Origin of the sequence: Kosakonia sp. R1.Fl (assembly GCF_023516815.1) — a bacterium.
In the GTDB taxonomy this organism is placed as follows: Bacteria; Pseudomonadota; Gammaproteobacteria; order Enterobacterales; family Enterobacteriaceae; genus Kosakonia.
In genome coordinates this window covers 2,776,690-2,794,941 of the sequence record NZ_JAMGSQ010000001.1, presented here as the reverse complement: position 1 = coordinate 2,794,941, position 18,252 = coordinate 2,776,690, and the positions used below count along the sequence as shown (strand labels likewise).

The window sequence follows — 18,252 nt, the reverse complement described above, 5'->3', positions numbered from 1 at the left end:
TTAAATTCCCGCGCCCTGCGAATAACTCTCTTCACCAAATACGCCAGTTGAAAGATAGCGATCGCCGCGATCGCAAATAATGGCGACGATCACCGCATCCGGGTTCGCTTTCGCCACCCGTATTGCCCCTGCTACTGCGCCGCCGGAACTGACACCGCAGAAAACGCCTTCCTGCACCGCCAGCGCGCGCATGGTATTTTCCGCTTCGCGCTGATGGATATCCAGCACCTCATCAACCAGAGACGCGTTAAAAATCCCCGGCATATATTCAGCAGGCCAGCGGCGGATACCAGGAATACTGCTGCCCTCTTCCGGCTGCAAACCGACAATCGTTACTTTTTTATCCTGCTCACGCAGAAAACGCGATACCCCGGTAATAGTGCCGGTAGTGCCCATACTGGAGACAAAATGCGTGATTCGCCCACTGGTCTGACGCCAGATTTCCGGACCGGTGGTAGTGTAATGTGCGTAGGGGTTATCCGGATTGTTAAACTGATCGAGCAGTTTGCCTTCACCGCGCGCTGACATCGCCAGTGCCAGATCGCGCGCCCCTTCCATTCCCTGCTCTTTGCTGACCAGAATCAACTCCGCGCCGTAGGCACGCATCGCGGCGCGCCGTTCCTGGCTCATGTTGTCCGGCATCAGCAATTTCATGCGGTAGCCTTTCAGCGCGGCGATCATCGCCAGCGCGATACCCGTATTACCGCTGGTCGCTTCAATAAGTACGTCGCCGGGTTTAATCTCCCCGCGCTTTTCCGCCTGCACAATCATCGATACTGCCGCTCTGTCTTTTACCGATCCCGCCGGATTGTTGCCTTCCAGTTTGACCCAGATTTCACTACCGTTATCCGGCGTCAGGCGTTGCAATTTGACCAGCGGCGTATTGCCAATGGTTTGTTCTAATGTGTTCACAATCGCTGTCCAATAAAAAACCCGGTCGCAAGATGCATACCGGGCTTGTAGGCCGGATAAACCTGTATGTTATCCGGCAGAAACCACGTCTGTTTAAGCTATCAGGCAGAATCCGCCAGAGCAAGTTCTGCGCGGGCCACAATGCGTTCGTTACCGTTATATAAACGGGCATGTTGCAGGCCAACAAACAAACGCTCACCGCGCTGCGGAGGTTGCTCATCACGCATCACTACGGTCAACGGCTCCGGGTTCCAGCCCAGCGGCTGCACAACCAGTTGGGTGTAATGGCCTTTCGGACTGGCTTCCAGCACCTGTACCGGCAGCGGAGAATCGAGGCTGGTGCGGCGGCTGACATCCACTTCCCACGGGCGCAGGAACAGATCGACATCCCCCTGGTAAGCCGGAGTATAACCAAGTGGCCAGCGGTGTGCGCCAACGTGGAACTGCCCACCGCTCACCGTGCCTTTCAGGCGGTTAACCTCCCCCATAAACTCCAGCACAAAGCGGGTTGCGGGTTCGCGCCAGACCTGATCCGGCGCATCCGCCTGTTCAATGTTGCCCTGGCTCATCACCACGACGCGATCGGCAACTTCCGTCGCCTCTTCCTGATCGTGCGTTACGAATACGCTGGTGAATTTCAGCTCTTCATGCAACTGGCGCAACCAGCGGCGCAACTCTTTACGCACCTGCGCATCAAGCGCGCCGAAAGGTTCATCCAGCAACAGGATTTGCGGCTCAACCGCCAGCGCACGCGCCAGCGCCACACGCTGTTTCTGGCCGCCAGAAAGCTGCGCCGGGAAACGTTCCGCCAGATGTGCCAGTTGCACCATTTCCAGCAGTTGCGTCACTTTGGCTTTGATCGCCGCCGCGTTTGGTCGTTCACGACGCGGCAGCACCGTCAGGCCGAAAGCGATATTGTCGAACACCGTCATATGACGAAACAGCGCATAATGCTGGAACACAAAGCCAACGCGGCGCTCGCGCGCATGCAAACGGCTGACATCAGTACCATGAAAACGAATGCGCCCGCTGCTCTGATGCTCAAGACCGGCAATAATACGCAGCAACGTGGTTTTACCGGAACCGGACGGGCCCAGCAACGCCACCATCTGGCCGGAAGGGATATCCAAAGAGATATCATTCAGCACCTGGGTGCGACCAAAAGACTTCTTAATATTGGCAATCTCAATGCTCATGATTTCCCTCCTGTTGCTGGCGTTTTTCCTGATTATTCAAACGCCACTGCAACGCACTCTTTAAAAACAACGTCAAAATAGCCATCAAGGTCAGCAGAGCTGCGGCAGTAAACGAACCGACGGTATTGTAATCCTGCTGCAGTAATTCAATTTGCAGCGGCAGCGACAGGGTTTCACCGCGGATAGAGCCGGACACCACCGACACCGCGCCAAATTCACCAATCGCCCGCGCGTTAGTGAGCACTACGCCGTACAGCAGTGCCCAGCGGATGTTCGGCAACGTTACGCGCTTGAACATCTGCCAGCCGGACGCGCCAAGCAGAATCGCTGCTTCGTCCTCCTGGCTCCCCTGGCTTAACATCACTGGCACCAGTTCGCGCACCACAAACGGGCAAGTCACAAACACGGTAACCAGCACCATGCCCGGCCAGGCGAACATAATTTGCAGATTATGCGCATCCAGCCAGCCGCCAAGCGGGCCGTTCGAGCCATAAAACAGCAGATAGATAAGACCTGCGACCACCGGCGAAACAGCAAAGGGAATATCCAGCAGCGTCAACAGTAACTGGCGGCCGGGGAAGTTAAAGCGCGTCACCAGCCAGGCCAGCAACGTGCCGAATATCAGGTTCAGCGGCACCGAGATCAGCGCAATCAGCACCGTCAGCCAGATGGCATGCAGCATGTCGGCATCAGCGAGATTTTGCAGTACTGGTGCCAGGCCTTTGCTAAATGCCTGCACGAAGATATAAACCATCGGCACGACGAGAATAAACGCAGAAACAAGGACGCCCGTACCAATCAAAAACCATTTGCCCCAGTTCACCTGAGGCTTGTCATAGCGTTTCAATTCAGTTATTTCCGCCATTAGTGACCTACCACACGCTGACCAAAGCGGCTTTGCAGGGTGTTAATGGAAAACAGCAACAGCAAAGAAGCCGCCAGGATCACCGAGGCAATCGCGCTCGCCGCCGGGTAATCAAACTCCTGCAAGCGTACAAAAATCATCAGTGAGGTGACTTCGGTCTTCCAGGCGATGTTACCGGCGATAAAGATCACCGCGCCAAACTCGCCAAGGCTGCGGGTAAACGACAACGCGACGCCCGCCATCAATGCAGGAGAGAGTTCCGGCAGCACCACTTTGCGAAAACTTTGCCAGCGCGTCGCGCCCAGGGTTTCCGCCGCCTCTTCATATTCCGGCCCTAACTCTTCCAGTACTGGCTGGATGGTGCGTACCACAAACGGAATGCTGGTAAACGCCATTGCCACCGCAATACCGAGCCAGGTATAGGTCACTTTGATATCAAACTTCGCTAACCATTCGCCGTAAAAACCATTCACCGAAAACAGCGATGCCAGCGTCAGACCCGCCACGGCCGTGGGCAACGCAAAAGGGAGATCCATTAACGCATCCAGCAGTGTACGGCCCGGAAAACGGTAACGCGTGAGGATCCACGCCATCAACAAGCCAAACACGCCGTTAAAAACGGAGGCGACAAAGGCTGCAATCAGCGTGACTTTATAAGCGGCCACAACCTGCGGATTAGTGACCACCTCCCAGTATTGCGCCCAGCTCATCTGCGCCAGCTGCATCACCAGCGCGCTCAGCGGCAACAGCAGTATCAGACAAACAAAAAACAGGCTGCTGCCGAGGCTTAAACCGAAGCCAGGCAGCACGCGTTTTGATCCTGCAAACATCACTTACGCCCCGCCGCCAGCAACGTGTCCAGTTCACCACCATTGCCGAAATGGGTTTTCATCACTTCAGGCCAGGAACCAAACTTGTCCTCTACACGGAACAGCGCCGTCTGCGGGAATTTATCGCTCAGTTTTGCCATTACTTCCGGGTTGTTCACGCGATAGTAATAATCGGTAATGATGGTTTGCGCCTGAGGGCTGTAAAGCCAGGTGAGATAAGCCTTCGCCGCTTTTTCCGTGCCGTTGGCCTTCACGTTTTTATCCACCCACGCCACCGGGAATTCAGCCAGGATGTTGACCTTCGGTACGACAACCTCAAAACCCTGCGCTTCATACTGCTTGCGGATGTTATTCACTTCCGATTCAAACGAGATCAGCACATCGCCAAGCCCGCGCTCAACAAAGGTGGTTGTTGCGCCGCGACCGCCGGTGTCGAACACTTCAACGTTTTTGAGGAACTGGGTCATAAACTGCTGAGTTTTGGCTTTGTCACCGCCATCCGCTTGATCCACTGCGCCCCAGGCCGCCAGATAGGTATAGCGCGCATTGCCGGAGGTTTTCGGGTTCGGGAAAATCAGCTTCACATCGCTGCGCACCAGATCGTTCCAGTCGTGAATGTTCTTCGGGTTACCTTTGCGAACCAGAAACGCCATCGTTGAGTAGAATGGCGAGCTGTTATTCGGCAAACGGCTCTGCCAGTCCGCCGGGATCAAGTTGCCTTTGTCGTGCAGGATCTGCACATCGGTGACCTGGTTATAGGTCACAACGTCGGCTTTCAACCCTTGCAGGATCGCCAGCGCCTGCTTTGAGGAGCCAGCGTGAGATTGCTTAATGGTCAGCTTGTCACCACCGTTATCTTTCGCCCATTGCTGTTCGAACGGCGTGTTAAGGGCCGCAAAGAGCTCGCGTGATACATCATAAGAGCTGTTAAGCAGTTCCGTCGCTTGTGCCTGCGCGGCCCACAGCGTAAGCGCTGCCAGCGTCAGATATCCTTTTTTCAGTAAGTTAACGGCCATTGCGCACCCTTATAAGCTGATGACATTTCGTCACTCAGTTTATTTATAACGGGTGTGAAACCAGTAACGGTTTTATATACCAATTGGTGATTTGGAATCAGAAAAGAATATAAGCAGAAGGGAGTAGTGACCGGGTTTCCCCGGCCAGGCAGAGGTGCGTAGTTTACAGCGCCAGCAGCTTATCCAGCGACGGCGCGAAGTAGTAGCCGCCGGTCACCGGGCGGGTAAAACGCAGCATGGCATCGCGCTTACCGTCGGTATCACCAAACATGCTCAGCAGTTGCTGCTCAATGTTATATAGACGGGCGCAATAGGTGCAGAAATAGAGCCCATGGGTGCCGCTGGCGGTGCCATAAGGCAGGCTCTGGCGGACGATTTTCAGCCCTTTGCCGTTCTCTTTCAGGTCAACACGCGTCAGGTGTGAGGTGTCCGGGCGCGCATCACCGTCGATCTCTTCATTGGCCTCTTTGGTACGGCCGATCATCATTTCCTGATCGCCCACGCTCATGCGATTAAGCTGCTTGAGGTTATGCTCCCAACGCTGCACCATCACGTAGCTGCCACCGGCGTCCACACCATCCTGAATAATGGCAACCTCGCGGCGTTTCTCATCACCTGCCGGATTTTCCGTGCCGTCGATAAAACCACTCAAATCGCGCTCTTCCACCCAACGGAAACCGTGTGTCTCTTCTTTAACCTCAATCGCCTTGCCGAACGCCGCCAGCGCGGCCTGAGCGACAGAGAAATTCACATCGTGGCGCAGAGAAAGAATGTGGATCAGCAGGTCTCGCTGTGTTGCGGGCGCCAGGCCTTTGCCATACGCCGGAAAATCTTTTAGCTCGTCTGCGCCTTCAGCACCGTTCAGCGCGCGCCAGGTCTTGTTGCCAAAGGCAATGGTCGCGCCCAGCGCCGCATCGGGGAATTGCAATTGAAAGGTCGCCAGCTTATCGGCGAATACACGGCTCGCCACGCGCAGGGCATCGGTGTCCCCTTTCACGTTGGCTTCAATCCAAATCGCCGCACGGCAATGTTCTGGCAAAATGCCGCTTTGAACCTGGGACATGACTCCTCCTGGAAAAAAACAGGCCACGAAACCGTGGCGATAATCGCGGTATTGTACCTGTTTTTCCCGCAGCAGCAGCGAGTTGAGATCAAATTAACGGCGCCAGATAAACTTGCTCACTTTCCAGTTTTTCAGCGCATCATCGGATGGCATCAACCCTTCCGGGCCACTCCACTGGCCGGTAAACACATAGCTGATATGCTGGCTACCCGGCGCTTTACACTCTACGCCCACGCTGTCATCGCCCGCGCCTTTCACGCAGTTACCGAAAGCTTTATCAAACAGCGAATTGAACGGTGCGCCGATTTTTACCCCTTTATCCGTGGCGATACTATTATCGAGCACATCAATACGGCTGACCGTGCCGTTTTCGCCGTTCACCACCAGCGCCAGTTTGTCGTCTTTTAGCGCTTCAAAATAACGAACGATGCTGCCTTTTTCCGTCTTCATACCGCTACGCAGATGGTAATCGCCACCCAGCGCATCCTGAATTGCTTGCTCGTTCAGCGGCGTGCTGGCGGTGATGTTACCAACACCGTTGTCGCTCACCTCAACAGATGAACCAAACCAGTTCCACGGATAGGCCGCCGACCAGTTGACGGAAGCCAGCGTCGAGCAGCCGGTTAACGCCAGCGGCAGAACGCAAATAAGTGTACGCAGGGATTTCATGCTTCATTCCTTTTATTCATTGAACGCCTGTTGGAGTCCCGGAAGTGAAAAAAGTGCCGCTTAATGTTGAGCAAGGGAAAAACAGGCCCGAAGACGCCGGTTTGTCGCAAGCCACCACAGCGCAAACAGATCGGCAATAACCAGAAACAGCCCGATCCCGGAGAGCGCCTCGCCGGTAAACCAGCGCCAGGGTTGCCATACCAGCAGCGCCAGTTGCACCAGCAATACCAGCGGGTAGAGTGCGCGCCACAGGCGGGGAAAATGTTCACGGCGGCCGCTCAGTAAAAAGGTCAATGCCGCAGGAATACCCGGCAGCAAGCCCAGCCAGAAATCATCGTGATCGGGGTAAAACAACGCTAACAGCGCATCGCCCTGCCCGCGCGATGCCCCCGCAATAACAAACAGCATCCAGGTGCGTGCCTGTAGCAGCAACACGCACCAGAACAAAAAAGGGAGTTTCAGGCGACCATGGCTGTCGTAATCGGCGGGATAAATATCAGTACTCTTCATCTTCAATCAAACGCTTGCCCAGACTGGCCGAATCCATATGTTCATAACCGAGGCGCTCATACATGCCGATAACCATCTCGTTATCTTCCCGCACCATCAGGTTAATTTTCGGGCAGCCGCGGGCAATCAGCTTTTTCTCCAGCCGGCTCAACAAGGCGTTAGCGATGCCGCGCCCGCGAAACTCAGGATGAACGCCAAGGTAATAAGCCGATCCTCGATGACCGTCATAACCGCCCATCACCGTGCCGACCACTTCCCCGCCGACTTCGGCGACCAGAAACAGGCTCACATCGTGATTCACTTTGCGTTCAATATCCATTTCCGGATCGTTCCATGGTCGCAACAGCTCACAACGCTCCCACAAGGTGATCACTTCTTCGAAATCTTCCTGGCGAAAAACGCGTATCTCCATGGTATTCCCCGTCATTTTCAGCTGTGTAAACGTAGATTATGGCCCCAAGCGCCGCTGTCGCCAATATCCGGCATCTTCGGCGCTGAAATTTGGCATAATGTCACTCTGTCACGTATTGAAATGAAAAGTAAAACATTAGTTCGCACGGATAGTCGTAACGGCAAACACGATACGCTATAACACCAGGGACCACGAATAAGACAATTCAGGCGTATGAGCACCTTTAAACCTTTAAAAACACTTACCTCGCGTCGTCAGGTGCTGAAAGCAGGCCTGGCCGCCCTGACATTAACGGGCATGTCTCGCGCTATCGCAAAGGACGAGACACCACTTAAAACCACGACCGGGCACAGTAAACCGAAAGCCAGGAAAGCCGGCGCGAAACGCATTGTGATGCTTGATCCGGGCCACGGCGGTATTGATACCGGCGCGATTGGTCATAACGGTTCGCAAGAGAAACACGTGGTACTGGCGATCGCCAAAACCGTCCGCGCCCAGTTGCGTGCGCAGGGAATTGATGCGCGCCTGACGCGCACCGGCGATAAATTTATTCCGCTTTATGATCGCGTAGAGATTGCCCACCAGCACGGTGCCGATCTGTTTATGTCGATCCACGCCGATGGTTTCACCAACCCAAGCGCTGCGGGCGCGTCGGTGTTTGCGCTTTCCAATCGCGGCGCCAGTAGTGCAATGGCCAAATATCTGTCGGATAAAGAAAACGCCGCCGACGATCTGGCCGGGAAAAAAGCCAGAGACAAAGATCACCTGCTCCAGCAAGTGCTGTTCGATTTGGTGCAAACTGACACCATTAAAAACAGCCTGACGCTCGGCTCGCATATTCTCAAGCAGATCAAACCGGTACACCGCCTGCATAGCCGCAACACAGAACAGGCGGCCTTTGTGGTGCTAAAATCGCCTTCGATCCCCTCCGTGCTGGTGGAAACGTCGTTTATCACCAACCCGGCAGAAGAGAAGCTGCTTGGCACAGCGGCGTTTCGCCAGAAAATCGCCAGCGCCATTGCCGATGGCGTACTCAGCTATTTTAGCTGGTTTGATAATCACAAAGCCCACACGAAGAGACGCGGATGACCACGCCTGATATCCACCCGGTTAAAAACGCCCTGCTAAATTTGCAGGACAAGATCTGTGACCAGTTAAGCACCCTTGATGGCGGCGCATTTATTGAAGATGCGTGGACGCGTGCGGCAGGTGGCGGTGGGCGCAGCCGTGTGCTGCGTGATGGCGGCGTATTTGAACAGGCGGGCGTCAATTTTTCGCACGTTCACGGCGACGCAATGCCCGCGTCGGCCACCGCGCACCGCCCGGAGCTGGCGGGTCGCAGTTTTGAAGCGATGGGCGTTTCGCTGGTGGTTCATCCGCGTAATCCGTATGTGCCCACCAGCCATGCCAATGTGCGCTTCTTTATCGCCGAAAAACCCGGTGCGGAACCGGTGTGGTGGTTTGGCGGCGGCTTTGATTTAACGCCCTACTACGGTTTTGAAGAGGATGCTCGCCACTGGCACCGCACAGCGCGCGATATCTGTTTGCCCTTCGGCGAAGAGGTATATCCACGCTATAAAAAGTGGTGTGACGATTACTTCTACCTTAAACACCGTGATGAACAGCGCGGCATCGGTGGGTTGTTTTTCGACGATCTCAACACGCCAGATTTCGATCACTGCTTTCGCTTTATGCAGGCGGTGGGCAACGGCTATCTCGAGGCTTATATGCCGATCGTTGAACGCCGCAAAGCCACGCCTTATGGCGAGCGTGAGCGCGACTTCCAGCTTTACCGTCGCGGTCGTTATGTGGAGTTCAATCTGGTATGGGATCGCGGCACGCTGTTTGGCTTACAAACCGGCGGGCGCACTGAATCCATTCTGATGTCGATGCCGCCGCTGGTGCGCTGGGAATACAATTATCAGCCCGCCGAAGGCAGCCCGGAAGCCGCCCTCAGCGAGTTTATAAAAGTCAGAGACTGGGTTTAATTTCTTTAATTCTCAGGCCGGATAAAGTGCGCTATTCAACGGATATGTCACTGATGAGGTATTGTTCCGTTCACCAGATGTTCAACAGTTTCTGAAACATCGCTGCATGTGAACGGGAAAAGGGGAGCTGCCGCGCTCCCCTTTTTAATCCCCGCGTCTCCGCAGGAAATCGGTGCTTCGCACTACGCTCATCTCCCGAGTGCTTGCCTGCGGTTAGCTCGACTCGCGATTACTTGCCCCTTCGGAGTCAGCGCAAGCGCTGTTCAAAATGGCTCCCGGGGCAATTTTGTCCGTGGCTCGATTCGCCTCTGGCCGCCATCCATGGCGTCCAGACCTTGTCACTCACTCTTCGGTTCGCCGATTTCAGCGGAACGCAACCCATCGCAATTGAATTTCGCCCGGACAGACAGAGCTAGCGGCTTCCTTCAAAAACAACCCAACAAGCCACAATCCGATTATCGACGGTTCGTAGACACAAACATTACAACGGCTGCGTTTGCGCCTCGACCACCGCCAGCGCAACCATATTGACGATACGCCGCACCGAGGCAATCGGCGTCAGCACATGCACCGGTTTCGCCACGCCCATCAGTACCGGCCCGACAGTCACCCCTTCCGAACTGGACACGCGCAGCAGGTTATAGCTAATTCGCGCCGCTTCTACGTTCGGCATAATCAGGATATTCGCCGCCCCTTTCAGCGGGCTATCCGGCATACGTTCATGGCGGATAGTCTCATCCAGCGCCGCATCGCCATGCATTTCGCCGTCAATCATTAACTCCGGCGCGCGTTCACGCACCAGCGCTAACGTATCGCGCATTTTCACCGCCGCAGGCGCGTTCGATGAACCGAACTGCGAATGCGAAAGCAGCGCCACGCGCGGTTCAATGCCGAAACGGCGCACGGTTTCCGCCGCCAGAATGGTGATCTCCGCCAGTTCTTCCGCGCTCGGATCCTCGTTGACGTAGGTATCGGCGATAAAGGTGTTACCGCTCGGCAGCAGCAGCGCATTCATCGCCCCTGCGGTATGCACATTGTCGCGATAACCGAAGATCGGCTGCAGCACACTGAAGTGCTCGTGGTAATCGCCGATGGTGCCGCAAATCAGCGCGTCCGCTTCGCCACGATGCACCATGATCGCGCCAATAATGGTGGTATTGCCGATCACCGCGCGCTGCGCCTGCTCCTGCGTCACGCCGCGGCGTTTCATAATGTTGAAGTACTCCATCCAGTACTCTTTAAAGCGTGGATCGGACTCGTTATTGACGATTTCAAAATCCACGTCCGGGCGGATTTGCAAACCGAGTTTCTGAATACGCATCTCAATGACGCTCGGGCGACCAATCAGGATCGGTTTTGCCAGCCCTAACGTCACCAGTTCCTGCGTGGCATGCAGCACACGTGGCTCCTCACCTTCTGCCAGCACGACGCGTTTCGGTGCGTTGCGCGCCTGCGAGAAGATCGGCTTCATAAACAGATTGGTTTTGTAGACAAACTCAGTCAGCTTATCGACATAAGCATCGAAATCGGCAATCGGTCGCGTCGCCACGCCGGAATCCATCGCGGCTTTCGCCACCGCAGGCGCGATTTTGACAATCAGACGCGGATCAAACGGTTTCGGGATCAGGTAATCCGGGCCAAAGCTGAGATCCTGGTCGCCATAGGCCGAGGCCACCACTTCGCTCTGCTCGGCATGCGCCAGTTCCGCGATGGCGTTAACCGCCGCCAGCTTCATCTCCTCGTTAATTGCCGTTGCGCCGACATCCAGCGCGCCACGGAAAATAAACGGGAAGCAAAGAACGTTGTTTACCTGGTTGGGGTAATCGGAACGGCCGGTGCAGATAATGGCGTCCGGGCGCACCGCTTTCGCCAGATCCGGCAGAATTTCCGGCTCCGGGTTCGCCAGCGCGAGGATCAGCGGCTGGCGCGCCATACCTTTCACCATTTCCGGGGTCAACACTTTCGGCCCGGAACAGCCAAGGAAGATGTCCGAACCGGCAACCACATCCGCCAGCGTGCGTTTGCCGTCATCGTCAACGGCATAAGCGGCTTTGGTTTCCGCCATATTCGGCTCGCGGCCTTTGTAAATAACGCCTTTTGAGTCGCAGACCACAATGTTGTGTTTCTGCATCCCAAGCGCCACCAGCAGGTTCATACAGGCAATCGCCGCTGCGCCCGCGCCGGAAACCACCATGCGCACATCGGAGAGGTTCTTCTCGACCACGCGCAGGCCGTTGAGAATAGCGGCGGTGCTGATAATCGCCGTACCGTGCTGATCGTCGTGGAATACCGGAATATTCATGCGCTCGCGCAGCTTCGCTTCAATGTAGAAGCACTCCGGCGCTTTGATGTCTTCCAGGTTTATGCCGCCAAAGGTCGGTTCCAGCGCGGCCACAACATCAATCAGTTTGTCCGGATCGTGTTCATCCACTTCGATATCAAACACATCAATTCCGGCGAATTTTTTGAACAGTACGCCTTTGCCTTCCATCACGGGTTTACCGGCCAGTGCGCCGATATTGCCAAGGCCGAGTACCGCAGTACCGTTGGATACCACGGCGACCAGATTGCCGCGCGCGGTGTATTTGTAGGCTGCCAGCGGGTCTTTTTCGATCTCAAGACAAGGCGCGGCGACGCCAGGAGAGTAGGCCAGTGCCAGATCGCGCTGTGTTGCCAGCGGTTTTGTCGGGGAGACCTGAATCTTCCCCGGGCGGGGGAATTCGTGAAAATCGAGGGCACTTTGTTTTAGTTGGTCGTCCATTTGAGGTTCCTTTCACGTTGTTTTCAGAGTGAAACGTGCGATGTCTATCCCAATGCGCCGCATAGTATGGCCTCTGTCGCCCGCATAAACTTTGAACATAGCCAAAATCTCGCGATGACATAAACAAAATTGTTATCAATTTATCGCAACTTTGTTACGTGCCGCAAAACGCAGGGCGCGGGCGCGTCTGCTATGCTTTTTTGTTATGCACCTCTCATCCTCACAAAAGTGCGACAGAAAGCACTCCAGTAATCCATTGCTTTTAAAGGAGTTATTTTTCATGAATCACTTAGACGGCCTCAAACAATTCACTACCGTGGTGGCCGACAGCGGCGACATCGAATCCATTCGCCACTATCAGCCGGAAGATGCCACCACCAACCCTTCCCTGCTGCTGAAGGCGGCCGGGCTGGCGCACTTCTCGCATCTGATTGACGATGCCATTGCCTACGGCAAAGCGCGTGGTAAAACCCAGGAGCAGCAAGTGGCAGAAGCCAGCGACAAACTGGCGGTTAATTTTGGTGCGGAAATTCTGAAAAGCATCCCGGGACGCGTCTCCACCGAGGTTGACGCCCGCCTCTCTTACGACAAAGAAAAGAGCATCGCCAAAGCGCTCCAGCTGGTGGCGCTTTATAAAGATCAGGGCATCGATAAGTCACGCATTTTGATCAAACTGGCGTCAACCTGGGAGGGGATCCGCGCGGCGGAAGAGCTGGAAAAAGAGGGGATCAACTGCAACCTGACGCTGCTGTTCTCGTTTGCCCAGGCGCGCGCCTGTGCCGAAGCGGGGGTGTTTTTGATTTCGCCTTTCGTTGGCCGTATTTACGACTGGTATAACGATCGCAAACCGCTCGACCCGTATGTGGTGGATGAAGATCCCGGCGTGAAGTCGGTGCGCAATATCTACGACTACTACAAACAACATCGCTATGAAACCATCGTGATGGGCGCAAGCTTCCGCCGCACCGAGCAGATCCTCGCTCTGGCGGGCTGCGACCGCCTGACTATCTCTCCGGCGCTGCTGAAAGAGCTACAGGCACAGGAAGGCATTGTTGAGCGCAAGCTGGTGCCATCGCGCCAAACCTTCCATCGCCCGGAACCGTTAACAGAAGCTGAATTCCGTTGGGAGCATAACCAGGATCCGATGGCGGTCGATAAGCTGGCCGACGGTATCCGTCAGTTCGCCGTTGATCAGCGCAGCCTTGAAGATCTGCTCGCCGCTAAACTTTAACCTTTGCCATGGAGTGAATTATGTCCCGTAGAGAGCTTGCAAACGCCGTTCGCGCCCTGAGTATGGACGCGGTGCAAAAAGCCAATTCTGGCCACCCTGGCGCCCCGATGGGGATGGCGGATATTGCCGAAGTGCTGTGGAATGATTTTCTGCGCCACAACCCGGCAGACCCCACCTGGTACGATCGCGACCGCTTTATCCTCTCTAACGGTCATGCCTCAATGCTGCTGTACAGCCTGCTGCACCTCAGTGGTTATGACCTGCCGCTTGAAGAGCTGAAAAACTTCCGCCAGCTCCACTCCAAAACCCCGGGCCACCCGGAGATCGGCTATACACCGGGCGTGGAAACCACCACCGGCCCGCTCGGACAGGGGCTGGCGAACGCCGTCGGGCTGGCGATTGCCGAACATACGCTGGCCGCGCAATTCAACCGGCCGGGGCATAACATTGTTGACCACTACACCTATGTGTTTATGGGCGATGGCTGCCTGATGGAAGGCATTTCCCATGAAGTCTGTTCGCTGGCGGGCACGCTCGGGCTTGGCAAACTGATCGGCTTTTACGATCACAACGGCATCTCAATTGATGGCGAGACCGAGGGCTGGTTTACCGATGACACCGCCAAACGCTTCGAAGCCTATAACTGGCATGTGATTGGCGATATCGACGGCCATTCACCCGAGGCGGTGAAAAAAGCGATTGAAGAAGCGCAAAGCGTGAAAGATAAGCCGTCACTGATTATCTGCCGCACGGTGATTGGTTTTGGCTCGCCGAACAAAGCTGGGAAAGAGGAGTCGCACGGCGCAGCGCTCGGTGAAGAAGAAGTGGCGCTCACCCGGCAAAAACTCGGCTGGAAATACCCGGCTTTTGAAATCCCCAAAGAGATTTACCAGGCGTGGGATGCCCGCGAACGCGGGGCGAAACATCAACATGACTGGAATGAAAAACTGGCGGCCTGGGCCAAAGAGTACCCGGATCTGGCAGCTGAATTTACACGCCGCATGAGCGGTGAACTGCCGGAAAGCTGGGAGAAAACCACCACCGACTGGATCAATAAGCTGCAGGCCAACCCGGCGAAAATCGCCACCCGTAAAGCCTCGCAGAACACGCTCAACAGCTATGGGCCAATTTTGCCGGAGCTGCTTGGCGGCTCTGCGGATCTCGCGCCCAGCAACCTCACCATCTGGTCCGGCTCCACCTCGCTGAAAGAGGACCCCGCCGGGAATTACATTCACTACGGCGTGCGTGAGTTTGGTATGACGGCCATTGCCAACGGCATCGCGCATCACGGTGGTTTTGTGCCTTATACCGCCACCTTTTTGATGTTCGTTGAATATGCCCGTAACGCGGCACGTATGGCGGCGCTGATGAAAGCCCGGCAGATCATGGTATACACCCACGATTCGATTGGCTTAGGGGAAGACGGTCCAACGCACCAGGCGGTTGAACAACTCGCCAGCCTGCGCTTAACGCCAAACTTCAGCACCTGGCGTCCGTGCGACCAGGTAGAAGCAGCGGTCGGCTGGAAGCTGGCGATCGAGCGACATCATGGCCCGACAGCGTTGATCCTCTCACGCCAGAACCTCACGCAAATGGAGCGAACCCCGGAGCAGGTGCAGGCCATCAGCCGTGGCGGTTATGTCCTGAAAGACTGCGACGGCACGCCGGATGTGATCCTGATTGCTACCGGCTCGGAGATGGAGATCACCGTCAACGCGGCGGAGCAACTGACTAACGAAGGCCACAAAGTGCGCGTGGTATCGCTGCCGTCGACCGATATTTTCGACGCGCAGGATGAAGCCTGGCGTGAATCTGTGCTGCCGTCGGATGTGAGTGCGCGCGTGGCGGTTGAAGCCGGTATCGCCGATTACTGGTACAAATATATCGGCCTGAAAGGGGCGATTGTCGGTATGACCGGTTACGGGGAATCGGCACCTGCCGAGAAACTGTTCCCCTACTTCGGCTTCACGGTCGAAAACGTGGTGGCGAAAGCCAAAGCGGTACTGAAAAAATAAGCGTGAGCGCGCCAGCATAAATGGCTGGCGCGCCTTTTTTATTTCACCACCAGCAACGGCTCGCTCTCCTGCGGCGTCACGATATCTTCCTGCTTTTCATCCCACAACGCTTTTTTCACCAGCACATTCCCGTTGTGCTGCGTATCGCGTTTCACCAGCGTTGCGGCGTCATCGTCTTCCTGAACATTGATGTTGATGGGAAATGAAGGCAGCGCTTTCGTCCATTGCCCTTGCTGGATATCAAAGACATAAACCACTCGCCAGGCGCTGGTCCACCATTGCGGGAAAACAACGACCCGATCGCGCCCGCTATCATCGAGCTGCGACAGCGTTTCCACCCCGCCACCAATGCACTGCGGCACCACCGCAGGTTGTACAGCCGGGTTGCTGCTCCAGAGCTTACATTCACAATCGCCCTCTTCATCGCAACTGCCACCGGTTTTGGGGTCGCGCGCGTTCACCCACACGACATCTTTGCTGTTGCCGTCAAACTTGCCTTTGGTCAACAGCCCCTGCACCGACGCCTCTTTTTGATTCAGGCGGGTGAGCAAATCACTTTCGCCGCTAATGCGCCAGCCCTCAGGCTGCTTGCTGAAAGTAAGCTGCGCCGGGTAGTTTTTTACCTGTTTTTCATCGAGCCCGGCTTGTTTAACAAACTCGACCTGAACCTGGCCCGCCTCATCTTCGGCGATATCAAGCGTGGTGATAATGCGCTGCGCATAGTGTGGTGAGTGAGAGGTGAACGCTTGCTGGCGGCGCAGGACCTCATCGCGCGCAAGGCGCTGACCAAACCATTCGACCTGAGCCGCATAGAGATCGCTGCCGGTTGCCCGAGCATTGCCATTCAGATGGCTATTCCAGACATCAACAAGCTGGGTGATGTTCTGTTTATCCGCTGAGGTCAGTTCAGCCTGTGCAGGCAGAACGGCAAAAAAGAGCACGCAGGCCGCAAGCCATTGTGGGTAAAAGCGTTTCATTATTCCCTTCCCGATAAAAATATCCGCAAGGGATTATGTCAGCGAAGGGTTAGCGCGTCACCCACAGCGTTGGCCACGCATCGGGGCCGTGCCAGCTATCGCAGGAGGGCTCCTGCGCGTAACGCACCAGGCGAAAGCGCTGGCCGTCAAAACGCCAGCGGCTCGACACGCCGCAATCCGCCAGGCTGCGGCCTTTGGAGAGCGTGGTGAGTTCGTGGGTTTTCTCATCAAATGCCGCATTCATCAGCTCCATTTCATCGTTACCGTTATCCGGCGTGAAAGGCAGCATCAGGCGCACCAGCCGCGCGGCAAATGGTTTTTCCCGTGATACCAGCCAAGCGCGTTCGACCATGTTATACGCACCCGCTTCACAGTCGATCAACAGCAACGCTTTATCATCGGTTAGCGCGCTCACACGCACCTGGCGGCGCATCGGATCAAGCGAACACTGGCTGTTGTTCATTCGCCAGGTGCCGTAATCCAGCAAATCGTTCAGTTCCTGGTGTGTCAGCGGGGTTGGCGCCACATTGGCCGTGGCTACCTTTTTCAACGCGGGTGCGGGCGGAACGCTTAACGACGGGCTATCGCCCTTTTTAATCCATGCCGTTTCGCTACCGACGCGTTTTTGCAGCGCATCAATAAACAGTAGCGCCGCTTTTAGCCCCACCAGAGAAATCTCGCCCTTGCTGCCTTGCAGGGTAAGCGACTGGCCTTCCTGAATGTTTTTTAAAAATGAAGTGATGGCATCAGTGTTATCCGTCACCAGATGCCACGGCGTGATTTGCCAGCGATCGCTCGCCAACGCCAGTGGCTGACCGTCAAACAGTAAACGCCCGGCAATCGGTGGTTCTTTAGTAATCGGCGCGTCGATACCGCCATAGTCGATACGCAGCGTGGCATCGGCACGCGCGCCGGCGCTGCGCTCCAGCGTCATTACCAGCCCCTGATGCTCACCAATATTGCGTGCCACGCAAAAGTTCTGGTTATTACAGGTGACTTGCCAGTCGGAAAAGGTTTGTTGCGCGGGTGCTGCGCACAGCAACGGTGCGGCCAGAAGACCGAAGAGCAAAGTCAAAACGCTGCGGTAACGCATGGTTGGCACAACCCCGGAAGAATAGACGCAGAACCTGCGTATATTCTATTTCCCGGTTGGCTTGCTCAATCGGATTTGTCGGATAGCTTCATCTGAAAGCGGAGCTGATAACCTTATTAATTTCAGTCCATTAGGCCAGATGTTTGCAGATATTGCAGTAAAATCACCGCTTTGCCATCACGGATCTCACCGTTGGCGACCATCGCTAAGGCCTGCCGGAAGGGGAGTTCCAGCACTTCGATATCTTCATCTTCCACGCCGCCACCGTTATTAGCGCGCTGCGCATCGTTATATTCCGCAATGAAGAAGTGGACAATTTCCGTTACCCCGCCCGGCGACATGTATAACTCAAAGACTTTGCGCACCTCGCCAACTTCGTATCCCGTCTCCTCAATGGCTTCCTTACGAATGCACACTTCCGGCTCATCGTCATCCAGTAACCCGGCGCAGGCTTCAATCAGGCGACCATCCACGTTGCCATTTACCCAGGTGGCGATCCGGAACTGGCGGATCAGCACCACGCTCTGTTTTTCACGGTTATACAGCAGGATAGTGGCGCCATTGCCGCGATCATAAACTTCACGTTTATGACGCACCACTTCACCGTCCTGACGGGTCAAATCGTAGGTGATATTGCGCAGGACAAAATAATTTTCAGAGAGGATTTTATCTTTGATGACTTCAATTTTCAGCGACATACAGGCTCCAGAGCGC

General features: G+C 55.5%; 17 protein-coding genes. 4 read left to right on the top strand and 13 right to left on the bottom strand.

What is annotated here, in order from left to right; genetic code table 11:
* The 9 genes from cysM to M8Q36_RS13050 all read right to left on the bottom strand — a co-directional run bounded on the left by cysM (position 1) and on the right by M8Q36_RS13050 (position 7,473).
* Positions 1 to 912 (bottom strand): cysteine synthase CysM, encoded by a 912-nt coding sequence (cysM, locus tag M8Q36_RS13090; RefSeq protein ID WP_249881170.1) that lies wholly within the window; start codon positions 910 to 912, stop codon positions 1 to 3.
* 101 nt (positions 913 to 1,013) lie between these two features.
* A complete protein-coding gene (cysA, locus tag M8Q36_RS13085; RefSeq protein WP_249881169.1) occupies positions 1,014 to 2,108 on the bottom strand; it encodes a sulfate/thiosulfate ABC transporter ATP-binding protein CysA in 1,095 nt (364 codons plus the stop codon).
* Positions 2,098 to 2,973, bottom strand: a complete 876-nt coding sequence (gene cysW, locus M8Q36_RS13080) for a sulfate/thiosulfate ABC transporter permease CysW (protein WP_249881168.1) — start codon at positions 2,971 to 2,973, stop codon at positions 2,098 to 2,100. The genes cysA and cysW overlap by 11 nt, the downstream gene beginning before the upstream one ends.
* Positions 2,973 to 3,803: a sulfate/thiosulfate ABC transporter permease CysT gene (cysT, locus tag M8Q36_RS13075; RefSeq protein WP_017458920.1), complete on the bottom strand. Its 831-nt coding sequence runs from the start codon at positions 3,801 to 3,803 to the stop codon at positions 2,973 to 2,975. Before cysT ends, cysW begins: the two co-directional genes overlap by 1 nt.
* On the bottom strand, positions 3,803 to 4,819 hold the full coding sequence (locus M8Q36_RS13070) for a sulfate ABC transporter substrate-binding protein (RefSeq protein WP_249881167.1): 1,017 nt from the start codon (positions 4,817 to 4,819) through the stop codon (positions 3,803 to 3,805). The genes cysT and M8Q36_RS13070 overlap by 1 nt, the downstream gene beginning before the upstream one ends.
* Before the next feature lie 163 nt (positions 4,820 to 4,982).
* The gene (locus tag M8Q36_RS13065) at positions 4,983 to 5,882 is read right to left on the bottom strand and encodes a Dyp-type peroxidase (protein ID WP_249881166.1); all 900 of its coding nucleotides are present in this window, start codon (positions 5,880 to 5,882) and stop codon (positions 4,983 to 4,985) included.
* Between the two features lie 93 nt (positions 5,883 to 5,975).
* On the bottom strand, positions 5,976 to 6,551 hold the full coding sequence (locus tag M8Q36_RS13060) for an RpoE-regulated lipoprotein (protein ID WP_249881165.1): 576 nt from the start codon (positions 6,549 to 6,551) through the stop codon (positions 5,976 to 5,978).
* A 60-nt stretch (positions 6,552 to 6,611) separates the two neighbouring features.
* Positions 6,612 to 7,061: a DUF2919 domain-containing protein gene (locus M8Q36_RS13055; RefSeq protein WP_249881164.1), complete on the bottom strand. Its 450-nt coding sequence runs from the start codon at positions 7,059 to 7,061 to the stop codon at positions 6,612 to 6,614.
* Entirely contained in the window at positions 7,048 to 7,473 is a 426-nt protein-coding gene (locus tag M8Q36_RS13050) for a GNAT family acetyltransferase (protein ID WP_017458925.1), read from the bottom strand. The genes M8Q36_RS13055 and M8Q36_RS13050 overlap by 14 nt, the downstream gene beginning before the upstream one ends.
* 213 nt (positions 7,474 to 7,686) lie before the next feature.
* On the opposite strand from M8Q36_RS13050, the gene amiA reads away from it, so the two are divergent.
* Both amiA and hemF read left to right on the top strand, forming a co-directional pair.
* Positions 7,687 to 8,562: an N-acetylmuramoyl-L-alanine amidase AmiA gene (gene amiA / locus M8Q36_RS13045; protein ID WP_020454660.1), complete on the top strand. Its 876-nt coding sequence runs from the start codon at positions 7,687 to 7,689 to the stop codon at positions 8,560 to 8,562.
* Positions 8,559 to 9,461 carry an oxygen-dependent coproporphyrinogen oxidase gene (hemF, locus tag M8Q36_RS13040; RefSeq protein WP_249881163.1) on the top strand — a complete coding sequence of 301 codons (903 nt, stop codon included), beginning with the start codon at positions 8,559 to 8,561 and terminating at the stop codon, positions 9,459 to 9,461. Before amiA ends, hemF begins: the two co-directional genes overlap by 4 nt.
* Positions 9,462 to 9,942: 481 nt before the next feature.
* Here the strand turns inward: hemF and maeB are convergent, their stop codons facing one another.
* Entirely contained in the window at positions 9,943 to 12,222 is a 2,280-nt protein-coding gene (maeB, locus tag M8Q36_RS13035; protein WP_200550217.1) for an NADP-dependent oxaloacetate-decarboxylating malate dehydrogenase, read from the bottom strand.
* Positions 12,223 to 12,502: 280 nt separating this feature from the next.
* Here maeB and tal point away from each other — a divergent pair, with 280 nt between their 5' ends.
* Entirely contained in the window at positions 12,503 to 13,453 is a 951-nt protein-coding gene (gene tal / locus M8Q36_RS13030; protein WP_249881162.1) for a transaldolase, read from the top strand.
* 20 nt (positions 13,454 to 13,473) lie between these two features.
* Positions 13,474 to 15,468: a transketolase gene (tkt, locus tag M8Q36_RS13025; protein WP_249881161.1), complete on the top strand. Its 1,995-nt coding sequence runs from the start codon at positions 13,474 to 13,476 to the stop codon at positions 15,466 to 15,468.
* Positions 15,469 to 15,506: 38 nt separating this feature from the next.
* Here tkt and M8Q36_RS13020 read toward each other — a convergent pair whose 3' ends face one another.
* The 3 genes from M8Q36_RS13020 to nudK all read right to left on the bottom strand — a co-directional run bounded on the left by M8Q36_RS13020 (position 15,507) and on the right by nudK (position 18,236).
* Positions 15,507 to 16,445 carry a hypothetical protein gene (locus tag M8Q36_RS13020; RefSeq protein ID WP_249881160.1) on the bottom strand — a complete coding sequence of 313 codons (939 nt, stop codon included), beginning with the start codon at positions 16,443 to 16,445 and terminating at the stop codon, positions 15,507 to 15,509.
* Positions 16,446 to 16,494: 49 nt separating this feature from the next.
* Positions 16,495 to 17,538 (bottom strand): DUF1176 domain-containing protein, encoded by a 1,044-nt coding sequence (locus M8Q36_RS13015; protein WP_249881159.1) that lies wholly within the window; start codon positions 17,536 to 17,538, stop codon positions 16,495 to 16,497.
* Positions 17,539 to 17,660: 122 nt separating this feature from the next.
* Positions 17,661 to 18,236: a GDP-mannose pyrophosphatase NudK gene (nudK, locus tag M8Q36_RS13010; RefSeq protein ID WP_097407651.1), complete on the bottom strand. Its 576-nt coding sequence runs from the start codon at positions 18,234 to 18,236 to the stop codon at positions 17,661 to 17,663.
* Between the last annotated feature and the right edge of the window lie 16 nt (positions 18,237 to 18,252).